This window comes from Pseudomonas sp. Irchel 3H3, assembly GCF_900187635.1.
Classification (GTDB): domain Bacteria; phylum Pseudomonadota; class Gammaproteobacteria; order Pseudomonadales; family Pseudomonadaceae; genus Aquipseudomonas.
This window is the reverse complement of sequence record NZ_FYEC01000031.1, coordinates 41,699-60,642: the sequence shown is the minus strand read 5'-3', so window position 1 is coordinate 60,642 and position 18,944 is coordinate 41,699. Positions and strand designations below refer to the sequence as shown.

Genomic DNA, 18,944 nt, shown 5'->3' with positions numbered 1-18,944 from the left:
TCCATTGGGACCGCGCCGAACTGGGTAGCGACAAGAGCAGTTGCTGGTTACGGGTGTCATCCAGCTGGGCGGGAGACAGTTTCGGTGCGGTGACCATCCCGCGCATCGGCATGGAAGTGGTGGTGACTTACCTGGAAGGTAATCCCGACAATCCGTTGATTACCGGGTGCGTGCCTAACAAGGTCATGCCTGTGCCGTACGCCTTGCCTGCGAACAAAACCAAAACGGTCCTGCGCAGCCACAGCTCACCCGCCAGTGGCGGCTACAACGAACTGTCGATTGAAGACCGTGCGGGACAGGAACTGATCTACCTGCGTGCTCAGCGTGACATGGAGCAGAAGGTCGAAAATGACAGCCGACTGGAAGTAGGTAACGAGCGCCGGGAAACCATCAGGGGCAACAGCATTGCGGTACTAGAAGCTGAAGAGCAACGCACCGTCACCGCTGACCGCAAAGTCCAGCTCAAGGCTAATGACTATTTGCAGGTCGCTAGCAGCAGCCACACCCGTGTAGGGCAAACGGTGGTGATTGAGGCGGGTCTACAAGTCCACCTCAAGGCCGGTGCCCATCTGATCCTGGACGCAGGGGCCAGCATTACCTTGAAAGGCGGTGGTCAGCACATCGTGATTGGCCCTGGCGGTATTTTCAGCAGTACCGAGATTCAAATAGGTGGCGCCCCAATAGGAGGAACTGCGGCCAATCCAATATTGCCGGGGGCATTGACTGCGCTAATGGCTCCTGCCGCGCTCCCGCCTATGATTGCCCCTTCCCAGTACGCCCTGATGGCCATCTCGAAAGTTAAAAGCCCTGATTTCTGCCCGATCTGCGAGGCCTGCAAAAATGGTGTTTGTCTGATTGAAGGAGCTACAGCATGACCAACATGTCTCCTCAACAATGGATGATCGAACAACACCAATTCGGACATTCTTTGTGCCTGATTCTGGACTCTGAGGACGAACGCCAAACACGTCAGGCTCTGCTGGATTCTCAAGACGCTGACCAGTATTGCAGTGTGTACAGCGAGACACCGGTCGCAGACCTGGCGGATGCAGGGCCCTTCATGTTTCTGATCGAAAATCCGGAAGACGGACAACTGAACGAGTTGCTCAAGGCCTCTGAAAGGAACTGGGGATGGCTTGCCAGTATTCCACTTGAGGCAGGGCTACAGGAGCTGGTCAAACATTGGCGTGAACGTCTGATTGTCGGGACGAGACCGTATCAGGCGCTCTATCGTTTCCATGACAACCGAGTATTGACCCGCGCACTGAAACACTTAGCCACTGAGGCTATTCCGGGGTACTTGGGGCCAATTATCAGCGTCTGCTACTGGCAAGGTCAGCACTGGGAAACGCTCAGTAACCCCGCACCGGGTAACCACCCCGCTCCTGAAAACCCTGCATGGTGCGAGATTCCCGTTGAGGGCGATCAGTCCGCGCACATACGCGAGGTCAATGCCCGTCGCTACTTGTTGGCTGAACATCTGGATGCCTACGCTCTAATTGCTGAACAACAAGACCCCGATCTATGGCTCAGCACTCAGTTGGCCTTGGCTGACACTTGGGGTTGGCAAGCGCCGGAGCAACTGGAGTTCTTGTTGATCCAGAGCTTAAAGGACTCAGACGGTAACTTTGGAAAGCGCTGGAAGGCCCGCCCTGATGAAACACCGGCAGCTCATTTCGAGCGGGTTTATCAGGCAACACAATTTTGGCAAGGAGATGCCCCGCTATGAAGCAAATACTTAAAGCACTGCTTTTGGGGCCCTGCATCGTCCTGACAGCAGGGTGCGCTACTGGAAAGTCGGAAAGCTTCACCTTTACGGCAGACCTGCCTCCGAACTTCGCTTATTACGCCATAGCAAAGTATGCCCCCGCCAAGGACGAAACTTGTACGGTCACGCTTGATGACAACCCGTACCTTGGCTTTAACCGGGAGTGGCGTACAGAGTACAAGCCAGAATCTGAAATCCCAGTTTACCGCACCGTCAAAGGTTGTCTTCTGGCCATCTATAAAATAGATCTGGAAATTAATGCTACTTATGGGAAAACCCGAGGAGACTTCAGTGGTGATACAACTGCTGTGATTGTTTTGGAACAACTGGAAGAGCAATACAAAGGGGCTTTTGATGCTACTGGAGAAAACGCCATAAATGGTCAGTGCCAATGGCTATTCCGTACTGTAGGCCCTAAGCGATATATAAGAAAACTCCTCGAATGCAAAAAAATTGATGATCAGGGCATGGTGACGAAAGGACGCCCCGTAGGGGCTTACACCTTGGATCAACTGCCGGGTAAAACCGTGAAGCTGAAGATCAAGCTGGCTGATGAGGAAAGGCCCGGCTGGGGAGACACTTGGGTCAAGGTCCCGAATGGCTGGAAGCGCTGTATGGGTAAAGGTTTCGAAGATCAAGATGCGTATTGCTTCGGAAACCATAAAGACTTCAGCAGTTTCAAAATGCCAGATGGGCGTAGCTGCACCATTTATCCCGGTTGTACAGAATAAGGAAATCTCTCAATGAGCAATTTGGATGAAGAGCTGAAGCACCCGCTAAACAACCGTATGTTTACCTGCCCAGCTCAAGGTAAGTGGACCAGCTTTCAGTTGGTGGATGAGTTTGGCGAGGGGCGATCTTATGCTGGACTGTCTTATAAAGTTATCGATACAGAAGGTCACGCATACACCGGCAAGCTCGACCTTACGGGCACAGGCAAGGTAGAAAACCACTTCGCGGGTCCAATAGCCTTGATACTCGAAGAGCAATATCAAGGACAAGAGTTGACCTATGTGCGCCGGACACAAAGGCCCCACTACCGACTCCCGATAACCGAACTCCAAGTTCGCGCCGAGCAAACGCGTTGTTTTCATAACGATGGCTCGCGCACCCAAAGCAATCCCGCGCAAGCCTGTGCAGATTTTTTCTGCCAAGTCGAAGTACGTCACTTGGTTGACCATGTCGCGCATTTACCGCCCGAAGTCGAGAACCACTACCCGCCCAATCAGGGGTGGGCCAAGCTGATGCGCGAGCATGGTAAACGCGGTGTCTGCCTACTTCCCAACAAGCACAATGTGTTGGAGGTTCGTCCTTTACGGGCCTTACGCCCGATGCTCTCCACCGACTCAGCCTTCTGTTCGCTGAATCTGTATCAACTCGCCATTATGGCCACCTTGAGCTACAACCCCTTTGGTCAAGAGCCTGATAAGGCGCCGATCAGAGACAAAAAAGTAAGTTTCCCGCAAAAACCAAGCGTGGGTAACTGGTTTGGTGATGCTCTGGGGAAGTTCGATGAAATATGGAAAGCCGACCCCGCCCAATCCAAGGCGTACTACCCGCTATACGAAGATGTACCGTACTCCAAGCGTCTGGAAGTAGTGCCGTTTGATCCAGAGCTCTACCCATCGAATGATCCTGCGTTAGGCACGGACCAAGAAACCCCCGAAAGCATTCATTTTCTTGATGATCGAGGCCAGAAAGTTGATACCGACACCCAAGCGTTTATCACTCATAACGATGAGTTGGTCCTGATTTCCGTACGCGGCACCAACGAAAAGTTAGCCGATGGGCTCCGTGATGCCGATGCACTCCAAGTCCCCTTTGTGGAGGGCGTGGGCAAGGTGCACCGAGGATTCTATGACGCCGCGCTGAAGGTCTATGACCTCACGATGAAGTATCTCGACAAGTTCCACACCGGACAGAAGCTGATCATTTGCGGCCACAGCTTGGGCGGGGCAATCACCTTGCTGCTCTCGGAGATGCTACGGCGCCAGAAAGAATATGAAGTGGACATCGTGCTGTACACTTACGGCTCCCCAAGAGCGGCTGACGCTACCTTTGTAAAAGGGGCTGCTGACTTAGTGCATTACCGCATGGTCAACCATAACGACCCAGTGCCGAGCGTGCCTGGAACATGGATGAACACCAAGACCTCGGTCTATGCGACAGGGGCAGCCTTAACCTTCGTAAACGTTCCAGCGGGGCTCGCAGTGTTTTCTGCGGGCATTACCAACCTGAGCGGTGAACCCTATGAGCACCACGGCAAGTTGCGCCACTTCTTTCCGGTGGAGCTTGGAGGCAAAGAGAAATCTTCGATCCTCTGGGAGCCTGGTTGCGACACCATTACCCAGCACGCCGCCTGCTCGTTGGCTGTCCAGCAAATCAATGACCTCCCCAACCGCCCCGGTTTGATTTCTCAGGCTTTTCATGGTGGCAATCACTCAATGGTGGGGGGCTATATTCCCAACTGCTGGGCCGCTCTTAAGCGCGCGCAGGAATCGCTGAAGCTGAAGAGCTCGCTGGTCACCGACCGTGAATTCGATTTCGTAGATGGTGCTCTGACACGAATTACCGACCAGTTGCGCAGTAAACGCAATGACTTGCGGGGTCGTAGTTTCAAATATCGTGAAACTCACGAACCTGCAGTTGATGCATTTAACCGAGAGGTTGATAAAGTGCAAGAGACCCGCGACCGATTAGCGACCGTGCATAAGGATAAGGTTGACGCAGCGAAGGTCTACGGTTTGCTTTCACAAGATGCCGAAGCACTGGCAAAAAACTTGCTTCGCTGGCAGGCCCACCCTGAAAACAGAGTAGCTGAACAACTGGCCATGGCGCCCACCGCAGTAGAAAGCGACCATGAATTATTCGCGTCCATATTAGGTCGCCCAATCGGCGCACCACACACACTTGATATTGATTCAATCGTCTGAAACAGGACGGTAGCAGGCAACGCTTCGAAATGGTTGCCAGCAAGATATCCGGCAGGTTATCTAAGGTTTCAGGAGTCCTTCAAGAACGTCTGCAAGCGCTTCTACGGGATTCCCTGAGCCGTAGTTATCATAGGCAACTCCTGTAGCGTGCCTCACATACGCCTACTTCAATTTGTAGTCGTGCTGATCGAGTTTAAGTAGCTTGATGGACGACGATTCCAAACTGAAAACGGACCTTAGTATTTCCAGTCGAAACCTGGTCCATCATTGGGACAAGGCAGGGGCGCCGGCACAGATACCGGGTTAATTGGCGACTAAGCGCCGGCTTGCGAGAAGGTCAGGTTTACGCAAGGAGGTCAATTGGCCGCTAGCGGCCTCCCCACTGATCTTTCCCCCTCACCGCAAACTCCAAGAAACCCCCGCATAAACCCCAAACCCTTCCCCAGGCGTCGACCGTGCTGCATCCAGCCCCCTATCGTCATACCCCGGCGTAACCGTCGCCGCGTACCGCTTATCCGTCAAATTGCGCAGGTCCAGCCAGGTTTGCCAGTCGCCCTTTGGGGCGTTGTAGCCCAGGGTGGCGCCGAAGAGGGCGTAGGGGTCGGCGTATTCGCTGTTGGCGTAGTCGACGGCGACTTTGGAGACCAGTTGGCTGTTGATTGCGGCGAAGAAGCCCCGGGGCCAGTCGTAGCGCAGTTCGCTCTGGTAGTAGTGCATCGGCAGGCCGGGTAGGCGGTTGTCGTCGAAGTGGTCGTCGTCGCGGTAGTGGAAGTCGCTGAAGGTGTAGCTCTGGCGCAGGCTCAGTTGTTCGCCGGTTGGCGATGCCCACAGGGTGCTTTGCAGGCTGGCTTCCACGCCCTGGTGCACGGTGGGGCTGGCGTTGAGTTCGTAGGGGGTGACGGTGTTGGCGTCCGGCAGGACGGAGAGCAGTTCATGGCGGACCTGGGCGTAGTACCAGGACAGGCTCCATTGTCCGAGGACGGCATCGCCGCGTCCGCCGAGTTCGAGGGTGGTGGCGGTCTGGTTTTGCAGTTCGATCGGGTCGCGCTGGGTGCCGGTGGCGGGACCGCTGCCTTGCGGGAAACGAATGTTCGAGCTGTAGATCAGCGACCAGGGGTGGGGCGCTTCCACCGAGCGGCTGAGGTTGCCGAACACTTGCACGCCGGGCGTCAACTGGTAGCGCAGGCCCAGGCGGGCGGCGTAGTCCCAGTCGTGTTGGCTGGTCTTGCCGCCTTCCTCGGGGTAGGTGACGGCGCTTTCGCGGCGGGTGTAGAGGGCGGCGAGGCCGGTGGTCAGCCACAGGTCGTCGGCGATTTCCAGGTCGTTGCCGGCGTGCAGCACGGAGTCCGAACCCTGGTAGGTGAAGTCGCGCATCGGTGTGCCCGGGACGTAGCCTGCCGTGTTGCCGGTGGGGATGCGCACTTCTTCGCTGGCGCCGGCGTTGGGCAGGTGCTTGGTGGTGCGCAGGCCCAGGGTGCTCTGGCTTTCCAGGCCCCAGAGGGTGTCGCGGCGCTTGTAGTCGAAGGTGCCGCTGACATCGCTGTAGGCGACTTTCAGGCGGTTGGGTCCTTCGCGCAGGTCCATCGGGTAGTCGTGGTAGACCAGGCCGGTCTGGATGCTCGAATCGTCGTCGATGTAGTAGGTGGTCTTGTTGCCGATGAAGGTGCTGCCCGGTTGCTCGCGGCGATCGTCGCGCGTCACGTACGCAGGGTTGGCAGCCCGTGGGTCGTGCTCGATCGAGTACTTGCTGACCCGCCCGGCCAGGTCGTTGTCGGTCTGGCGGTAGCGCAGGTAGAAGCGGGTTTCCAGATTCGGGTTGAAGCGATAGCCGACGTTGGCGATGAACCCCTGGCTGTCGCTGGCGGTGTGGTCCTGGTAGCCATCGGAGCGGGCATCGGTCACGGCCAGGTAGTAATCGAAGTCGCCCAGCACCTGGCCGGAGCTGATCTGGCGCTGTTGGTAGCCGTGGCTGCCGATCCCGTAGCGCACCTGCAACAGCGGTGAGTCATAGCCGGTGTGCTGACGTAGTCGATGGCGCCGCCCAGGGCGAGGGCGCCGCGGTCGAAACCGTTGGCGCCGCGCAACACTTCCACGTGATCGAGCCACAGCGGCTCGAGCAGTTCATAGGGGGTGCCGCCTGGGCCGGTCAAAGGCAGGCCGTCGAGCATGGCGTACAGTCCCGAGGCGTGGGCGCCCGGGGCGCGGTTGATCCCCGAACCACGGATCGAGATCTTGACCCCTTCGTTGCCCGCGGACTGGGCATAGATCCCCGGCTGATAGGCCAACACATCCTGGTTGCTGGCAACCCGGCCCTGGAGCGGTCGGCGCAGGTCGACCACGTTAGTGCCACCGGGCACCTGGGCCAGTCGGGCCTTGGCTTCTTCCACCGACGCGTCTTCGCCGCTGCGCTCTTCGGCACCGATCAGCACCTGGCCCAATTCCAGGCCCTGCGCCTCGGCCATGGCCGGACAGGCCAGGGCCAGGCCGAGTAATGCAGTGGGCAAGGATTTGGACGCGGGCATCGGGCGAACTCCAGACGAAAAGGGGGCGGGCAGTAAACAACTGCGACGCCGGGGAGCCCCCGGGGAACACATGAAAACGCGGTTTTTTACCGTGAATTTCAGTGGCTTGCCTGCCAGATCATGGTCTGGACCAGGGTCTACGGATGACTGGCCAAGGGCTCCCACTCATCGATGAAGACGAAACCTGCGTCAGTCGAATAAGCATGATCTTCCTGATCCTGGGTAAACCGCCATGCTGCCATGGGGGCGATGAACGGTGCAGCTAGAATGAACCGGTCTGTGCCAATTCTGGAGAAACAAAATGGTCAGCAAAAATACGATCTGTCTGTGGTTCAACGGCGATGCCCTGGACGCCGCGACCTTCTACGCCAAGACCTTCCCGGACAGCACGGTGGGCGCTGCGCATCGTGCGCCCGGTGACTACCCGGCGGGCAAACAGGGCGATGTGTTGACGGTGGAGTTCAATGTGATGGGCATCCCTTGCCTGGGGCTCAACGGCGGGCCGGCGTTCAAGCATAACGAGGCGTTTTCGTTCCAGGTCGCGACCGACGATCAGGCCGAAACCGACCGCCTGTGGGACGCGATTGTCGGCAACGGCGGCGAGGCCAGCGCCTGCGGCTGGTGCAAGGACCGCTGGGGACTGTCGTGGCAGATCACTCCGCGAGTGCTCACGGCGGCCTTCACCCACCCCGACCGAGCGGTGGCCAAGCGCGCCTTCGCGGCAATGATGGAGATGGGCAAAATCGATGTCGCCGCCATTGAGGCCGCGATCAAGGGTTAACCCGCGTCAACTGGGGGCAGGGCAGGCCGACTGTCCTGGCCCCGACATCTGCAGCACCCGGTCTGCGCCAGCCTGACCCCCCAGCCTTATCCCCCCGATTACCCGACCTTGCACCAAGCAGCCGCGAGCGCGATCTTTCCGCTTGCGGGTAAATCAATATGGTTATATCGTAATTAGACATCAACTATTGCATAGAGATAACCATGTCAAACATTGTGCTAGAAACTCAAGGTTCCGTGGCAGTTATCACCCTCAATCGCCCGGCAGTCTTGAATGCATGGACCACCGCCATGCGTGACGAAATCATCGACGCCTTGCTGGCTTATGACGCCGACGCGTCGATCAAGGCAGTGATCATGACCGGCGCGGGGGACCGTGCTTTTTCGGCGGGGCAGGACCTCTCCGAAGCCCATGATTTTGATGGTGAGCGCGCAGTGCAATGGGTCGGTGAGTGGGAACGCTACTACGCCACCTTGCGGGGGTTGTCCAAGCCACTGGTCATGGCCCTGAACGGCACGGCGGCAGGTTCCGCCTTCCAGGTTGCGCTGCTGGGGGATATCCGGGTCGGTCATCCAGGCGTGCGCATGGGCCAGCCGGAGATCAACTCGGGCATTCCAAGCACCACCGGGCCGTGGATCATGAACAGCATGCTGGGCATGTCGCGCACCATCGAGCTGACCCTGACCGGGCGCCTGATGGACGCCGAGGAGTGCCACCGCATCGGCCTGATCCACTACATGGTGCCGGCCGAGCAAGTGTTCGCCAAGGCCCTGGAGGTGGCCAACGAGTTGGCCAACAAACCGCCGGTGGCCATGCGCCTGGACAAGCAGCGTTTCCGCGAAATGAGCGACCCCGATTTCAAGAGCGCCATCGAAGCCGGCCAGCGCCTGCAGAAAGAGGCGTACGACTCCGGTGAGCCGGCGCGCATGATGGAAGCGTTCTTCCAGCAACGGGCCAAACAGGCCTGATTCACTCCTGGTAACTCGCCGCCGGCCTAGTGGGTCGGTGGCTACAACAATGCGCACGGCGGCGGCAACGTACCCTCACCGGCAACCCCCACGACCTTGTGAACTGCCGATGTCTTCGCCTTTTATCGATGCTTTCGTTTTTCGCAGGAGTCCTTCATGAATAATCCAGAAAGCCCTGACCGTCGAAATCTGCTCAAGGCCGGCATGACCCTCGCACTGGCCTGCAGCCTGCCGAGCGTGGTCCGCGCCAGTGCGCGGCAAATTATTGTTTCCGACCCCGGAGGCCCCTACACCAAGGCCTATCGCATCGCGTTCTACGACCCCTTCGAGCAAGCCACCGGGATCAAGGTGATCAGCGTCGCCCGCGAAGCACAGCCGGTCGCGCAGCTCGCGGCCATGGTCAAGACCCGCAACTTCGTCTGGGATGTCACCACCCTGACGATCTCGGCCGACATCCCCTACCTGGAGAGCCAGGGCTTCCTCGAGCCGATCGGCTTGAGCAGCGAAGAGTTTCCGGACCTGCTGCCGGAGGCCATTACCCCGAACTTCCTCGGCGTCGATGTGTACTCCACGGTATTGGCCTATCGCACCGACACCTTTGCCAACAACGCCCCTCAGTCCTGGGCGGATTTCTGGAACGTCGAGAAATTTCCCGGTCGCCGCTGCCTGCGCCGCAGTCCGCTGGACACCCTGGAACAGGCCCTGCTGGCCGACGGCGTCGAGCTGGACGCGCTGTATCCGCTGGACGTCGACCGGGCCTTCAAGAGCCTGGACCGGATCAAGCCGCACATCGACCTGTGGTGGACCTCCGGAGCCCAGGCCATGCAAGCGATCCAGAGCGGCGAAGTGGACCTGATCTCGATCTGGAACGGTCGCGCCCAGGCCGCGCTGGAGAACGGTGCACCGGTGCAGATCGAGTGGAACCAGGGCCTGTACTCCATCGAAGGCTGGGCCATTCCCAAAGGCACCCCGCGCGCCGAGATGGCCAAGCAATTCGTGCGATTTTGCGCCGACGCCAAACGCCAGGCCGCCTTCACCAATGACCTGGCCTACGGTCCGACCAACCGCAAATCCTTCGAGCAGATCCCCGCCGAACGGGCCGCGCTGCTGCCCACCGCGCCGCAGAACCTGAAGAACATGCGCCTGCCCAGCCCGCAATGGTGGGAAGCCAACCGCACTCAGGTGACTGAACGTTTTAACGCCTGGATCTTGTCGTAAGGGAGTCGTTGCATGAGCGTAAAACTCGAAACACGTGGCCTGGGCAAAACCTATGGCCAGTTCGTCGCGCTGCAGCCCACCGATATCCAGGTGCGCGAAGGGGAGTTCCTGACGCTCCTGGGGCCTTCGGGCTCAGGCAAGTCGACCCTGCTGCAAATGATCTCCGGGCTGGTGCCGCCCAGCAGTGGGCAGTTGCTGATCGACGGCCAGGAGGCCACCCACATCGCTCCCGGCAAACGCGGAATCGGCCTGGTGTTCCAGAGCTATGCGCTGTTTCCCCACATGAGCGTGCGCGACAACGTCGCCTACGGTTTGCGCATGCGCAAGTACCCCAAGCGCGAACTGGAAACCGCGGTCGATGCGGCGCTGGAAATGGTGCGCATGCACGAGTTCGCCCATCGTTATCCCAGTGAACTTTCCGGTGGCCAACAGCAGCGTATTGCCCTGGCGCGCTGCTTCGCCTATCGGCCCTCGGTGATCCTGCTGGACGAACCCCTGGGGGCGCTGGACAAGAATCTGCGCGAGCACATGCAGCTGGAAATCCGCCGCATGCACAAGGAGCTGGGCGCGACCTTCATCTACGTGACCCACGACCAGGAAGAAGCGCTGACCCTGTCGGACCGCATCTGCCTGATGAACAAGGCACGCATTGAGCAACTGGCGACTCCCGAGGAGCTCTACGACCGCCCGGCCAGCCTGTTCGCCGCCGAGTTCATCGGCCACTCCAACGTGCTGCAGGGCAAGCGCACCAGTGCCAGCCAACTGCACGTCGAAGGACGCCTGCTGGAACTCAGCGGCTGCATAGGCCACGAGGTGTCGGCCAAGGTCGACAGCGCGGACCACTTCGTCCTGGTGCGCCCGGAAGCGGCTCGCCTGACTGAACCGAGTGCCGGCCTGCTGGTGGGCAGTGTCGACGAATGCGTGTTTCTCGGCAGCGATACGCGAGCGCTGATTCGCCTGCCTTCGGGCGCCCGGTTCAGCGTGCGTTGCGCGCGCCACATCAACCCGCGGGTTGGCGACGCCGTCGGCATCACCTGGGACGCCCACCGTGCCACCTTGTTGCCTGCGCAGGTGCAGCCATGAGCCTGCCTAGACGGCTGTTGCCGGCGATCCCGGCCCTATTGTTCCTCGCGGTGTTCTTTCTGTTGCCGGTCGCCGAAATGCTCATGGGCAGCTTCCAGGACAGCGCCGGCTACCTGAGCCTGAGCAACTTCGAACGCATCGCCTCGACGCCGGTCTATGGCCGGGTGCTGGGCATCACCTTCTGGATTTCGGCGTTGACTGCGATCCTCTCGGTACTGCTGGCCTACCCGGTGACCTACCTGCTGACGCGCTTGTCGCCCCAGGGCCGCGAGCGCTGGATGCTGTGGATCATGCTGCCGTTCTGGACCAGTTACCTGGTCAAGACGTACGCCTGGATGCTGTTGTTGTCGCGCAAGGGCCTGGTCACCAGCCTGGTGGCGCAGTTCATCGATAATCCGTCCGGGATGGTCCCGGCCTTGTCCGGCGTGCTGATCGGCATGGTCCACTCGATGCTGCCGCTGGCGGTCATCACCTTGCTGCCGATCATGCGCAGCATCGACCAGCGCCTGGCACCCGCCGCGCAAACCCTCGGCGCCAGTGGCCCGATGAGTTTCTTCAGTATCTTCCTGCCCCTGTCGGCGCCGGGTATCGCCGCCGCTGCGCTGCTGGTGTTCATTACCAGCCTGGGCTTTTTCATCGTTCCCGCGCTGCTGGGTTCGCCACGGGAAATGATGGTCGCCCAATTGGTCATTTCCTCGGTACTCGACCTGTTCGACATGCACTTTGCCGGCGCGCTGTCGGTGGTGCTGCTGATCTGCTCGTTGTTGGTGTTCGTGATCTACGACCGGGTTGCGGGGTTGTCTTCCCTCGGCGGCGAAGCACCCAAGGGCCGGCAGTCCGGCCTGGGCCTGCGGCTGTTGTTCGGCATCGGGCATTTCTGTTCACGCTTCAGCTCCGGGCGCCCGCGCGGTGGTGATGGGGTGATGCTGCCGGGCTACAGCGTGCTGTTGGTGTTGCTGCTGATCCTGCCGGTGCTGGTGGTGATTCCGCTGGCCTTTACCAGCAGTCCATTCATTGCGTTCCCGCCCAAGCTCTACAGCTTCAAGTGGTTCATCGAGTTCTTTACCTCGCCGGTATGGCAGGCGGCATTGCTGCGCTCCTTTGGCGTGGGGGTGGCGACGGCGTTGCTGGCGCTGGTGCTGGGGTTTGGCGCGACCATGGCCATGACCCGCATGTCGGCGCGCTGGCGCAAGGGCCTGTTCGCCTTGTTCATCGCGCCGCTGATCGTGCCGCGCATCGTCATCGCCCTCGGGTTGCTGTACCTGTTCTCCCGCCTGGGCCTGGCCGGCAAGGACCTGGGCCTGGTGCTCGGGCATACGGTGCTGGCGTTGCCCTACGTGGTGGTGACCCTGGCGGCGGCCTTTCGCCAATACGACATGCGCCTGGACGATGCGGCCCGGATCCTCGGTGCCGGGACCTTCACCAGGTTGCGCACGGTGACCCTGCCGTTGATGGCGGGCAGCCTGATGTCGGCATTCCTGCTGGCGTTCATTACCTCGTTCGACGACCTGACTGTCGCGATCTTCGTCAGCGGCGGGATCAACACCACCTTGCCCAAGCAAATGTGGGACAGCATCCAGTTGGCGCTCACGCCGACGCTGGCGGCGGTATCCACCACGCTGCTGGGCTTCATCGTGCTGTTCGTGGTGGTCGCCCAATGGGTCGCGCGACGCTCTCTTTCCAAACGCCAAGGCTCTTGAACGATGCAAAACTTTCCTAGCGAATTTTTCCCCCAGCGCATCACCCACGACCCATTGACGGCCGCGCCGCTGATTCACGCCGGCCTGATGAACGATGACAGCCGGGTGCGTATCACCTTCGAAGGGCGCTCGTTGCAAACCGCCGAACTGCGGGCCCGGGTCGCGGCCCTGCAGGCGGTGCTGGCTGCGCAAGGGCTGCGCCCCGGGCAACGGGTGGCGGTGATGCTGGGCAACAGCGACGAGCAGATCGTGTTGATCTACGCGTTGATCCTGTCCGGGCTGGTGTGGATTCCAATCAATACCCGGCTGCGCGGCCCGGGGCTGGATTATCCGTTCGAACACGCTCGGCCCGAGCTGGTGGTGGCGGACGCCGAGTTCGAGCCGCTGCTGCGCCAGGGTGCGGCCGCTGCTTTACCGTACCAGTCGATCACGGCCTTGCAGCGTGCCGCCGAGGAGTATCCGGATGCACCGTTGCAATGGCTGGACAGCGCCAGCGATGCGCCGCTGTGCCTGATCTACACCTCGGGTACCACCGGTGCCCCCAAGGGCGTGATCTTTACCCATCGGATGATGCGCATCGCCGGCGAGGCAGTGTTGCTGGTGGCCGATGTGCAGGCGGGCGATCGCCTGCTGTTGTGGGAGCCCCTGTGCCATATCGGTGGCGCGCAAATGTTGTTGCTGCCATTCCTGGCCGACGTCCAGTTGAACGTGGTGCAGCGTTTTTCCGCGAGTCGTTTCTGGGATCAGTGCGCGGCGGTCGGGGCCACGCAGTTGCATTATCTGGGCGGGGTGCTGGACATCCTCATGCAACAGGATGCCGCCACCTGGCCGACCGCGCATAGCCTGCGCACGTTGTGGGGGGCGGGGGTGTCCGTGAACAACTGGGCGGCCATCGAACAGCGTTTCGGCTGCCAGTTGCGCGAGTGCTACGGCATGACCGAATGCGCCAGCTTCGCCACCCTCAATCGCAACAACAAGCCGGGCTCTGTGGGCCAGCCGCTGCCCTGGTTGACCCTGGAATTGCTGGACGCCGAAAACCAGCCGGTCGGTATTGGGCAGTTGGGCGAGATCGTCCTCTCCAGCAGCGTGGAGGGCGTGTTCCTGCCTGGCTACCTGGATAACCCTACGGCGACTGCCCAGGCGTTGCGCAACGGACGTTTGTACACCGGTGACATGGCGCGCCTGGATGCCGATGGCGACCTGTTCTTCGTCGGGCGCCGGACCGACAGCATGCGAGTACGCGGCGAGAACGTGTCGGCCTGGGAAGTGGAGCGGGTGTTCAGCAGTCATCCGGCGGTGCGGGCCTGTGCGGCGGTGGGGGTGCAATCGAGTATTGGCGAGCAGGAAATCCTCCTCTATGTGCAGTTCGAGGAACATGCGCAGGTCGACTGGCCCGCCATCGTGGAGTGGGCGAGCCAGCGCCTGGCGTCGTACCAGCAGCCGCGGTACTACCGGGCAATCGCCAGCTTCGAGATGACCCCCAGCGAGCGGATCAAGAAACACCTGCTGGCGCGCACCCTCGACGGTGCGTGGGACGGGCAGGGGCAGCGAGCGTAGAGGCAGGTTCAGGCGGGGAATTTCACTAAGAATTCGTGCCAGGTGACAGGCTGTCAGTGAATAGCGATAGACTGTGTCCAGCAAACCGCATTCTTTCATTTCACGACGCGATGTAAAGCACCCATGGCCAACCCCCGCCCGCCGAAAAAACCGGCAACTGATCCCACCGCTTCCTCGCTGTACGTGCAATCCGTGGAGAAGGCCATGAAAGTGCTCATGGCCTTCGATGGCAGCCAGCGGCAACTGTCGCTGTCGGAAATTGCCGGGCTGACGGGCATGGACCTCAGCGCGGCGCAGCGCTTCACCCATACCCTGGCCACCCTGGGCTACCTGAACAAGGACCAGGGCAAGAAGTATGAGTTGTCCCCCAAGCTGCTGGATTTCACCTTTCATTACCTCAGCTCCAGTGAGCTGGTGAACCGAGCCGCGCCGTACTTGCAGCAGTTGAGCGCGGAAACCGAGGAGGCGACCAACCTCACGGTGATGGACGACACCGACATTGTGTTTGTCCAGCGGATCGTCAGCCGCCATGTGTTCAACGCCAACGTAATTGTCGGCACCCGCTTGCCAGCCTGGTGCACCGCACCGGGCCTGGCGTTGCTGGCGACTTACCCGGATGACGAGGTCAACGACATCTTCGACCGCAGCCAGTTCGTCCAGCACACCCCGGCCACCATCACTGACCGTGGGCAGATCTGGGCCAACGTGGAGCAGGTGCGCCAGCAGCGGTTTGCCCACGTCGAGGACCAGTTTTTCTACGGCGACGTGTCCACCGCGGCAGCCATTCTCGACGGTTCCGGGCGCGGGATTGGCGCGGTCAACGTGGCAGTGTCACGTTCGCGCTGGGTCGCTGAGCGGGACATGCGCCGCTACGCCGACCTACTGATCTCCACCGCCTCCTCGATCTCCGCGAAACGCAAAAGCTGAGTCCCAGCCACCGGTTTTGCATACCCCCGCTAGCCCTGTAGGAGCGAGCTCGCGAAGGACGCATGAGCGCCGCGGTGAATCAGGCTTGGAACGTCATCGTTGACGACCATCGCGAGCAAGCTCGCTCCTACAGTGATATTAGGTGCCCACAGATTCTGTATACACCACATCAACCCTGTGGGAGCGGGCTTGCCCGCGATGGCGGTGTGTCAGGCAGCATCGATGTTGACTGTGCTGGCCTCATCGCGAGCAAGCTCGCTCCCACAGTGATTTTGGCTGTTCGCAGATTTTGCGTACACCATCGAAACCTGTAGGAGCGAGCCTGCTCGCGATGGCGGTGGGTCAGGCACCAATGATGTTGACTGTGCCTGCCTCATCGCGAGCAGGCTCGCTCCTACAGTGGTTTGTGGTGCCCGCAGATTTTGCGTACACCCATCGAAACCTGTGGGAGCGGGCTTGCCCGCGATGGCGGTGTGTCAGGCAGCATCGATGTTGACTGTGCTGGCCCCATCGCGAGCAAGCCGCAAGCGGGCGCCGCAAGCGGGCGCTCGCTACTACACCGCCGATAACGCCTGGGAACGGGCATGGGCTGCCTGGGTTGCGGCTTGAATCAGTTGGCGCAGGGCCTGGTCCTGTTCGAACACGCTGATGGCCGCTGCCGTGGTGCCGTTGGGGGAGGTGACGGCGGTGCGCAGTTCGACCAGGTCTGCGTTTTCCTGGGTTTGCTGGCATGCGGCGCCCAGGGCGGTCTGGCGGGCCAGGTTGAGTGCCAGTTGCGGTGGCAGGCCGAGCAGGACGCCGGCCTGGGCCAGGGCTTCGCTGAACAGGTGGTAGTAGGCCGGGCCGCTGCCGGAGATCGCGGTGACGGCATCCAGCAGGCTTTCCTGTTCAAGCCAGTAGCTACGTCCGACGCTGTCGAACAGTTGGCCGACCAGGGCGCGCCGTGTCGCATCCAGCCGGGCGTCGGCGTACAGCCCGGTGCAGCCGGCATTCACCAGCACCGGGGTGTTGGGCATCGCCCGGATCACCGGGCAGCGTCGGGCCAGCGCCTGGTCGAGGGCGTCGCTGGTGATGCCGGCTGCGACGCAGATGACCACTGCGTCCTGGCAGATCAGGTCCGGCAGGGACGCCGCGACGCTGCACACTTTGTCGGGCTTGACCGCGAGCACAATCAGGTCGAAGGCTTGCGGCGCAATGGCCAGCAGATCCGGGTACAGGGTTGCCCGCAGACCCGCCTGTGGATGCGGGTCGACGGCGCTAACTGCGTCAACCAGACCGTTGGCCAGCCAGGCTTCGCCCATGGCGCTGCCCATGCGTCCGTAACCGATAAAAAGTACGTTCATGCGGTGATCTCCGGATAAGCCCCAGGGCTTGGTTTGACAAACAGGGCGCGTTGCCGCCCGAGTACATTGGCCTTCCTGCAGTCGCGCACCGAGTGCGCACCCAGCAGGGTCATGGCCAGTTCCATTTCGTTGCGCAGCATCCGCAGGCTGTCGGTGGCGCCTTGCTGGCCGGCGGCTGCCAGGCCCCACAGCGGCAAACGCCCGACCATCACCGCATCCGCTCCCAGCGCCAGGTACTTGAGCACATCGCTGCCGCGGGTCACGCCGCTGTCGGCGATGATCTGCAGGTCGCCGCCGACGGCCTCGGCGATGGCCGGCAGGACTTGGATAGGCGCGGGCGCGATGTCGAGATTACGTCCGCCATGGGCCGAGACGACGATGGCATCCGCGCCTTCGTCCCGGGCAAGCAACGCATCCTGGGGGCTCAACACGCCCTTGATGACCAAACGCCCGTGCCAGCCACTGCGGATCTGCCGGATGTCGTTCCAGGTCAGGCGATTTTCCAGGCGCACCGCCTCATGGACTGTCTGTTGGGTGACCGCAGCGCGAAACTGTGCCGGGTAATGCCCATAGGAAGGCATCCCGCTCGCCAGCCATTGGCGCAACCAGACCGACACCAGCCAAGAGGGATGGCCCAGCACATCCAGCAGCAGCGCGAGGCTGGGTTTCAAGGGAATAGAGAAGCCGTTCCTGACGTTGTATTCGCGTTTCGGACTGATCGGCGTGTCGGCGGTGATCACCAGGGTATCGACCCCGGCCGCCTGGACGCGTTCGAGCAACTGGCGGGTGAGGTTGCGGTCTTTCCACACGTACAACTGGAACCACAGATTGGCATCCGGCACCTGCTTGCGGATCTCTTCCACCGTGGTCACCGACTGGGTGGAAACGCAGAAGGGAATGCCCAGGTCACGCGCGGTGCGCGCCAGTTGTATTTCCCCCTGGAACGACACCAGTCCCGCCAATGCCGTGGGCGCGATGACCAGCGGCATGGCCAGCGCTTGCCCCAACAACGGGGTGCGCAGCTCCGGTTGATCGACGCCATTGAGCAGGGAAGGCGTCAGCGTGATCTGGTCCAGGCTGGAACGGATGCGTAGCAGTGCCTGTTCATCCTCACTGCCGCGATCGATATATTCAAACAGTGCCTTTGGCAACCGTTGCCTGGCCCGGGCCCGGTAATCAATAAAGTTCAATAAGGATGACATAAGCCCTCGTCCAGACATGCAGGCAAACGCAACCGAGACTTATAAAGCCCGGTTGTTATTGATTGCCGATGTACGCGCTAAGTTATGAAATTGATGCGGGTTTCAGGAGAAAAACTTCTTCGCGGAAATGGAAGTCGCCACCACTTGAACATGTTGGGCGAGTTCTTCTTCGACGCGTTCTTTAGTCCAGCGAGTGGTCGGTACCGCGATAGTAATGGCCGCGATTGCATGGCCATGTTCATCCAATATGGCCGAGGCCACGGCAATATCTCCCAGTACGGTTTCATTGGCGATGATCGCGTAGCCGGTTTCAGCCGCGCGTTGCATGCGTTCGAGTAACAAACCCTTGTCGGTGACGGTATGCGGGGTCAGTGCCCGCAGTTGGGTGGCCTCGATCGCCGCTTCCCGCTCTTCAGCGCTGCAGTGGGACAGGATGGCGGTGCCCGAAGCGGTGAATATCGCGGGCAGGCGGCTGCCGACCATGATGTCGACGTTGATCAAGTGCCGGCCCGGATAGCGCCCCACGTAGACCACTTCGTGGCCATCGAGCTCTTGCAGGTTAGTGGTTTCGCCCAGGGTACTGCTCAGGTCCACCAGGTACGGCGCGGCCTTGTGCAGCAACTCATGGGCGCACAGAAAGTTGTAGGAAAACTGCAGCACTTTGGAAGTCAGTGCGTAATCCCGAGTGTTGTGTACGCGGCGTAGATATCCCAGGGCTTCCAGGGTAAATACCAGGCGTTGTGCGGCACTGCGATCAAGCCCCGACAAGGTGGCTATTTCCGAGAGCGGCATTTGCCGTTTCGGATGGTCGAAGGCATGCAGTATCTGAAAGGTCTTTTCAGTAGAGCCGACATACAATGACGAATTACGAGGATCGCCAACTGCTTCTTTTGCAGTTTTTTTTGTGGTTTTGGTTGGGCGAGAATTCGGCATTTGTTGAGC

Annotated in this window: 14 protein-coding genes and 1 pseudogene; 11 read left to right on the top strand and 4 right to left on the bottom strand. The window is 60.6% G+C overall.

Features of this window, described 5'->3' with window-relative positions; genetic code table 11:
• The 4 genes from CKW24_RS23935 to CKW24_RS23920 all read left to right on the top strand — a co-directional run.
• A partial coding sequence (locus tag CKW24_RS23935) for a type VI secretion system Vgr family protein (RefSeq protein ID WP_143501277.1) occupies positions 1–875 on the top strand: 875 nt, incomplete at its 5' end.
• Entirely contained in the window at positions 872–1,729 is an 858-nt protein-coding gene (locus CKW24_RS23930; RefSeq protein WP_095170812.1) for a DUF4123 domain-containing protein, read from the top strand. The genes CKW24_RS23935 and CKW24_RS23930, both read left to right, overlap by 4 nt.
• On the top strand, positions 1,726–2,499 hold the full coding sequence (locus tag CKW24_RS23925; RefSeq protein WP_095170810.1) for a hypothetical protein: 774 nt from the start codon (positions 1,726–1,728) through the stop codon (positions 2,497–2,499). The genes CKW24_RS23930 and CKW24_RS23925 overlap by 4 nt, the downstream gene beginning before the upstream one ends.
• 12 nt (positions 2,500–2,511) lie before the next feature.
• Positions 2,512–4,701, top strand: a complete 2,190-nt coding sequence (locus CKW24_RS23920) for a lipase family protein (protein ID WP_095170808.1) — start codon at positions 2,512–2,514, stop codon at positions 4,699–4,701.
• 396 nt (positions 4,702–5,097) lie between these two features.
• Here the strand turns inward: CKW24_RS23920 and CKW24_RS23915 are convergent.
• A pseudogene (locus CKW24_RS23915) lies at positions 5,098–7,223 on the bottom strand (TonB-dependent receptor family protein).
• Between the two features lie 301 nt (positions 7,224–7,524).
• On the opposite strand from CKW24_RS23915, the gene CKW24_RS23910 reads away from it, so the two are divergent.
• The 7 genes from CKW24_RS23910 to CKW24_RS23880 all read left to right on the top strand — a co-directional run bounded on the left by CKW24_RS23910 (position 7,525) and on the right by CKW24_RS23880 (position 15,457).
• Complete coding sequence (locus CKW24_RS23910) at positions 7,525–8,004, top strand: VOC family protein (RefSeq protein ID WP_095170806.1); 480 nt, start codon at positions 7,525–7,527, stop codon at positions 8,002–8,004.
• A 203-nt stretch (positions 8,005–8,207) separates the two neighbouring features.
• Positions 8,208–8,972 carry an enoyl-CoA hydratase/isomerase family protein gene (locus CKW24_RS23905; RefSeq protein ID WP_095170805.1) on the top strand — a complete coding sequence of 255 codons (765 nt, stop codon included), beginning with the start codon at positions 8,208–8,210 and terminating at the stop codon, positions 8,970–8,972.
• A 156-nt stretch (positions 8,973–9,128) separates the two neighbouring features.
• The gene (locus CKW24_RS23900; protein WP_095170803.1) at positions 9,129–10,190 is read left to right on the top strand and encodes an ABC transporter substrate-binding protein; all 1,062 of its coding nucleotides are present in this window, start codon (positions 9,129–9,131) and stop codon (positions 10,188–10,190) included.
• A 12-nt stretch (positions 10,191–10,202) separates the two neighbouring features.
• On the top strand, positions 10,203–11,273 hold the full coding sequence (locus CKW24_RS23895) for an ABC transporter ATP-binding protein (protein ID WP_095170801.1): 1,071 nt from the start codon (positions 10,203–10,205) through the stop codon (positions 11,271–11,273).
• Positions 11,270–12,973: an ABC transporter permease subunit gene (locus CKW24_RS23890; protein WP_095170799.1), complete on the top strand. Its 1,704-nt coding sequence runs from the start codon at positions 11,270–11,272 to the stop codon at positions 12,971–12,973. The genes CKW24_RS23895 and CKW24_RS23890 overlap by 4 nt, the downstream gene beginning before the upstream one ends.
• A 3-nt stretch (positions 12,974–12,976) precedes the next feature.
• The gene (locus tag CKW24_RS23885; RefSeq protein ID WP_095170797.1) at positions 12,977–14,530 is read left to right on the top strand and encodes an AMP-binding protein; all 1,554 of its coding nucleotides are present in this window, start codon (positions 12,977–12,979) and stop codon (positions 14,528–14,530) included.
• Between the two features lie 123 nt (positions 14,531–14,653).
• The gene (locus CKW24_RS23880) at positions 14,654–15,457 is read left to right on the top strand and encodes an IclR family transcriptional regulator (protein ID WP_256585534.1); all 804 of its coding nucleotides are present in this window, start codon (positions 14,654–14,656) and stop codon (positions 15,455–15,457) included.
• A gap of 554 nt (positions 15,458–16,011) precedes the next feature.
• Here the strand turns inward: CKW24_RS23880 and proC are convergent.
• From proC to CKW24_RS23865, 3 genes are all read right to left on the bottom strand, one after another.
• The gene (gene proC / locus CKW24_RS23875; RefSeq protein WP_095170794.1) at positions 16,012–16,800 is read right to left on the bottom strand and encodes a pyrroline-5-carboxylate reductase; all 789 of its coding nucleotides are present in this window, start codon (positions 16,798–16,800) and stop codon (positions 16,012–16,014) included.
• Entirely contained in the window at positions 16,797–18,002 is a 1,206-nt protein-coding gene (locus CKW24_RS23870) for an alpha-hydroxy acid oxidase (RefSeq protein WP_095170792.1), read from the bottom strand. Before CKW24_RS23870 ends, proC begins: the two co-directional genes overlap by 4 nt.
• Positions 18,003–18,104: 102 nt before the next feature.
• Positions 18,105–18,935 (bottom strand): IclR family transcriptional regulator, encoded by an 831-nt coding sequence (locus CKW24_RS23865; protein WP_095170790.1) that lies wholly within the window; start codon positions 18,933–18,935, stop codon positions 18,105–18,107.
• Positions 18,936–18,944: the final 9 nt, after the last annotated feature.

Excerpts from the sequence above, each read along its gene's own strand:
- CKW24_RS23880 (WP_256585534.1), top strand. The coding sequence starts at position 14,654 with ATGGCCAACCCCCGCCCGCCGAAAAAACCGGCAACTGATCCCACCGCT.
- CKW24_RS23895 (WP_095170801.1), top strand. The coding sequence starts at position 10,203 with ATGAGCGTAAAACTCGAAACACGTGGCCTGGGCAAAACCTATGGCCAG.
- proC (WP_095170794.1), bottom strand. The coding sequence starts at position 16,800 with ATGAACGTACTTTTTATCGGTTACGGACGCATGGGCAGCGCCATGGGC.
- CKW24_RS23910 (WP_095170806.1), top strand. The coding sequence starts at position 7,525 with ATGGTCAGCAAAAATACGATCTGTCTGTGGTTCAACGGCGATGCCCTG.
- CKW24_RS23930 (WP_095170812.1), top strand. The coding sequence starts at position 872 with ATGACCAACATGTCTCCTCAACAATGGATGATCGAACAACACCAATTC.
- CKW24_RS23900 (WP_095170803.1), top strand. The coding sequence starts at position 9,129 with ATGAATAATCCAGAAAGCCCTGACCGTCGAAATCTGCTCAAGGCCGGC.
- CKW24_RS23905 (WP_095170805.1), top strand. The coding sequence starts at position 8,208 with ATGTCAAACATTGTGCTAGAAACTCAAGGTTCCGTGGCAGTTATCACC.
- CKW24_RS23920 (WP_095170808.1), top strand. The coding sequence starts at position 2,512 with ATGAGCAATTTGGATGAAGAGCTGAAGCACCCGCTAAACAACCGTATG.
- CKW24_RS23890 (WP_095170799.1), top strand. The coding sequence starts at position 11,270 with ATGAGCCTGCCTAGACGGCTGTTGCCGGCGATCCCGGCCCTATTGTTC.
- CKW24_RS23885 (WP_095170797.1), top strand. The coding sequence starts at position 12,977 with ATGCAAAACTTTCCTAGCGAATTTTTCCCCCAGCGCATCACCCACGAC.
- CKW24_RS23870 (WP_095170792.1), bottom strand. The coding sequence starts at position 18,002 with ATGTCATCCTTATTGAACTTTATTGATTACCGGGCCCGGGCCAGGCAA.
- CKW24_RS23865 (WP_095170790.1), bottom strand. The coding sequence starts at position 18,935 with ATGCCGAATTCTCGCCCAACCAAAACCACAAAAAAAACTGCAAAAGAA.
- CKW24_RS23925 (WP_095170810.1), top strand. The coding sequence starts at position 1,726 with ATGAAGCAAATACTTAAAGCACTGCTTTTGGGGCCCTGCATCGTCCTG.